Source organism: Mesorhizobium sp. M7A.F.Ca.US.006.04.2.1, assembly GCF_004022915.1.
GTDB lineage: Bacteria > Pseudomonadota > Alphaproteobacteria > Rhizobiales > Rhizobiaceae > Mesorhizobium > Mesorhizobium ciceri.
Genome location: NZ_RZQA01000544.1, coordinates 1 through 4,392, shown reverse-complemented (window position 1 = coordinate 4,392; position 4,392 = coordinate 1). Strand labels below are relative to the sequence as shown.

3 protein-coding genes are annotated in these 4,392 nt (G+C 60.7%); all 3 read left to right on the top strand.

The features are described 5' to 3' along the window. Positions 1–713 (top strand): lytic transglycosylase domain-containing protein (locus tag EN925_RS24770; RefSeq protein WP_164894372.1); only part of this gene is annotated, 713 nt, incomplete at its 5' end. Positions 714–1,330: 617 nt separating this feature from the next. Next, positions 1,331–3,070 carry a VirD2 family relaxase/mobilization nuclease gene (locus EN925_RS24760; RefSeq protein WP_128337001.1) on the top strand — a complete coding sequence of 580 codons (1,740 nt, stop codon included), beginning with the start codon at positions 1,331–1,333 and terminating at the stop codon, positions 3,068–3,070. Positions 3,071–3,377: 307 nt separating this feature from the next. Beyond that, positions 3,378–4,379, top strand: a complete 1,002-nt coding sequence (locus EN925_RS24755) for an AraC family transcriptional regulator (RefSeq protein WP_127369612.1) — start codon at positions 3,378–3,380, stop codon at positions 4,377–4,379. The last annotated feature ends 13 nt before the right edge of the window (positions 4,380–4,392 follow it).

The window sequence follows — 4,392 nt, the reverse complement described above, 5'->3', positions numbered from 1 at the left end:
ACGCAGAACCTCTTTCTCATGGCGAGGGGCCGGCCCTCTCCAATGCCAAGACTTCGTCAGCTGATCCCTGGTCGGCTCATATCCGGGAAGCCGCGAAACGCTTTGCTATTCCTGAGCGGCTGCTGCGCGCCGTCATGCAGGTCGAGAGCGTTGGCGATGTTCATGCGGTGTCGAGCAAGGGCGCGATGGGCCTGATGCAGATCATGCCGGCGACGTGGGAAGAACTGCGGATCAAGCATCATCTTGGCGACGACCCATATCAACCGCACGACAACATTCTCGCCGGTGCAGCTTATCTCCGCGAGATGCTCGACCGCTTCGGCCGGAACGGCTTCCTTGCTGCCTACAATGCCGGTCCTGGGCGGTACGAGGAGCATGTTGCGACCGGTCGGCCGCTGCCGTGCGAAACAGTAGATTATGTCAGGAAACTGGCACCGCTAATCAACGGCGCAGCTCCAATTTCGACGCGTGCAAGGCAAAAAGTCGGCAGGGCGAGTGCACTCGATTCAGTGATTTTCGCGCACGTCGCAAACACACGGAATAGCTCACCTTCGCGAGGCGATCGCGCGATCGATGTTCCCGTCGAGACTGTGTTCACGGCGATCCGCTCACCGAGCGTGCGATCACCAGCGGTTAATGCGGTCAGCGATCTCACCGCGCTCGTACCGCCAGCGGGTATGCGTCCGGGGTCTGCACATGACACCAGGCCTTGACAGAATTCTCGACGAGCCTGGCGGTATCGGACCAAGTGCACGGCGCCGATGCGCCAATCCGGCGGCCTCCTACTTAACAGGGGCCGCGGTTATAGCAGCCTCAGCGTCCGCCTTGGCGATCACAGCTTCGGCACGTTCTATGGCAGCACCGAGTTCATCGCTCCGCCATGTATCAACCGAATGGCCATCGTCGAACGACCGGTCGTCGACTCCCCGAGCGCGTGAGACCAGCTCACGAAGCGCGGCAATGGCTTCGGAAAGTAGACTGGCTTCTGCTCCGTTTCGGGAAGACCGCGTCACATGTTTATCCCTGTTGCATCGCGATCATGGACCATCACGCAGTGTCCTTACAACAGACGACTATTGCTTGATTGGCGCATTCCTGGTCAATCGCATTCCGGCCTGTTGCGCCGCGGGAATTGCGGCGGACCGTTGGCTTGCAGGGATTGCGAGAAGGGATGGCAGGATAAAGGGCCGCGATGTGCGGCTCGGTCGGTGCGTTCGATTTCAAAGACTTACGCATCACATCCGCGATGTGCGTGGCAAATCCGCGATGTGCGCGATTACCAATTTCTCAAATTTCTCAAGAAAAGCTGCACCTCGCAGACTCGGCGGCCATGAAAAGTGACGACGATTTCCGGGTCCGTCCTGGCCGCATTCGTTCCCGGGCCGCTCAGCGTGCACGCCCCTTCATCTTCCAGGCACTGGCCGCTGCACAAAGGGCAGGGGGACATATCTCGCGCAAGGGAAACGTCATCTCCTCACGCGCCTCGACGTTCGGTCGTGGCAGGTCGGCGAGCATCCGCGCCAATCGCCTCATCACCGGCCGCTCGCGCGGCGCCGTCGTAAAGGCACGCGTTGTCCGGGAGTTCAGGGGATCGACGCCGCTCGCCGCCCATCTCAAATATCTTGGTCGCGAGGGTGTGTCGCGCGACGGCGAGAAAGCAAAAATGTTCGGACCGGACGGGGACGAGGCTGATCATGATGCATTCTCGGACCGCTGCAGGGATGATCGGCACCATTTCCGTTTCATTGTCTCTCCTGATGACGCCCAGGAGTTGGGCGACCTCAAGAGTTTTGCTCGCGGCCTCATGGTCGATATGGAGCGCGACCTCGGCACCAAACTCGACTGGATCGGCATCGATCACTGGAACACCGAACACCCCCACGTCCACATTCTTGTGCGCGGCGTGGCGGATGATGGCGAGAACCTCGTCATCTCACGCGACTACATCCGCCAGGGCATGCGCGACCGAGCAAGCGACATCCTCACCCAGACGCTGGGGCCTCGGACCGATAAGGACATCCGCCGGACAGTCGAACGGCAGATCGACACCGAGCGCTGGACACAGCTCGACCGCCAGCTTGTTCGCGATGCCGATCGCCTTGGAATCATCAATCTCGCGCCGCCTGGCAGCCGCCAGCCCGACGAGTTCCTCACGCTTAAGATCGGGCGGCTGCGCAAGTTGGAACGGCTTGGCCTCGCCAGCGAGATACGTCCTGGCCAGTGGACCATTGCCGAGGAGGCTGAGACGACGTTGCATGCGCTCGGCGAGCGTGGCGACATCATCAAACGGATGCATCGCAGCATATCCGACCATAGCGTCGAGAGAGGCGCGGCCGACTATGTCCTTGCAGCTGGACAGACAGCCGAACCTATTATCGGTCGGCTTTTGGAGCGGGGGCTCGACGACGAACTGCGGGGCTCGGCATATGCCGTGGTCGATGGTGTCGACGGACGCGTCCATCACATCCGGTTTCAAGATCTCGATGCAACAGGAGATTCAGCACCTGGCTCCATAGTTGAGCTCCGCCACTACAAGGATGCGAAGGGCCGTGGTCGTGTCGCGCTCGCCATCCGTTCAGACTTCTCCGTCGAGGAGCAGATCGGTGCCGGCGGCGCGACTTGGCTCGACCGTCAGCTTGTCGCGAGCAGACCCGCCGAAATCGGGGAGGGGGGCTTCGGCAGGCAAGTGAAGCAGGCGCTTCAGGATCGCACCGATCATCATGTCAAGGAGGGCCTCGCACGGCACGAAGGCCAACGCGTGATCCTCGCTCGCAACCTGATCGACACGCTACGCGATCGCGAGGTGAACGCGCTCGGCGCCCGACTGGCTGCAGAGACTGGTCTGCCCTATGCGAAAGCGTCGGAAGGCGACCAAGTGGCTGGCATCTATCGACAAAGGTGTTCGCTCGCCTCGGGCCGGTTCGCAATGATCGACAACGGGTTGGGTTTCCACCTCGTTCCTTGGTCGCCGTCGGTCGAGCGGCAGCTGGGAAGACATGTCTCCGGGCTGGCTTGCTCAGGAGGCGGAGTCGCTTGGACCTTTGGAAAGAGGCGAGCACTTGGGTTGTGAATCCCGACGACTATCGTGCGTTCGCGGTCGGCAGCGGCATTCCAGCTCTTGGTAAAATCGTTGCACCCAATGTCCTCCATTCAAGTCACCCCGGCGCCTTCCTGAAAACAGTCGCTCTGCTGAGCGGCGTCCTGCCGACTCCCTGTCGTTCGATGCGGGTAGGGACGCAAAAAGGGTCGATAGCCGAATGTTATGGCGAGGTCTAATAAAGGACCTTGATCGTGGACGCTCGGTGGCCTCCGGCAACAAGCAGAACCAATCCATAATTGCGATAGGATGTTTCACCATTTCCGGTTTTCGAGGTCCAATGTCTGAAGTGGACTGGCTCAGCCATCTCTTGCAAATGATCACCGTCACTGGCCAGCTCGAGGTCCGCTGCGCCTACGGTGCACCGTGGCGCGTCCCCTGGAGCAGGGCTGCCGCGAACGAAATTCCCTACCACGTCATCGTCAAGGGCCGGGCCATTTTAGAGGATCCGGAGACGAGAACAGCAAGGGAGCTGATGAGCGGAGACATCGTGTTGCTGCCGCACGGTGCGGCGCATGTGCTGCACGACGGTAGTGGGCAAACACCAATCCCTACCCAGCAACGCTGGGGGTCTGCCGGATGGATGCTGAGCGAGAATGATGCCCAGGGCGAGCAGCTCGACCTGCTGTGTGGACGGTTTTTCGTCGCGCCACCCCATGATCGGTTGATCCGTAACTACCTGCCCACAAACCTTGTCGCGCGGTCTATGGACGGCCATGAAGAAAACGGTATCGGCTCTGCTTCCAACCAATTGGCCAGCCTGGTGAGGCTGATGCGAATGGAGTCCGCCGGAGACAGAGCGGGAGGACGCGCCATTCTCAACGCGCTTTCGTCGGCCCTGTTCACCTTGGTACTGCGCGCGGCGAGCGAAACCGAAGAAGCGCCCGAAGGCTTGTTGGCCTTGGCCGGCCATCCGCGGCTGGCACCAGCAATCGCGGCGATGTTTGGGGATCCGGCGCGGTCTTGGAAACTGCCTGATTTGGCGGCCATGTGCGGCATGTCGCGGGCTACATTCATGAGGCACTTTCAAGACAGGCTGGGTTGCTCCGCCGTCGATTTATTGACTGATCTCCGCATGAGTCTGGCAGCCAACGAGCTAAAAAAGCCAGAGATCAGCACCGAGACCGTCGCCGAGACGGTCGGATATCAATCGGTTTCGGCGTTCCGCCGTGTATTTGCCGAAAGGATGGGAATGACGCCGGGGGAATGGCGCCGACTGGCGCACAATCCCGCATCGGCTCGAGCCGCACTGGAGTCTCACGCGTCAGTTGATCCTTTCTAGCATCATATTGAGC

What these genes read in the sequence shown, in the direction of transcription:
- EN925_RS24760 (WP_128337001.1), top strand. Translation starts at nt 1,331, where the DNA reads ATGAAAAGTGACGACGATTTCCGGGTCCGTCCTGGCCGCATTCGTTCC.
- EN925_RS24755 (WP_127369612.1), top strand. Translation starts at nt 3,378, where the DNA reads ATGTCTGAAGTGGACTGGCTCAGCCATCTCTTGCAAATGATCACCGTC.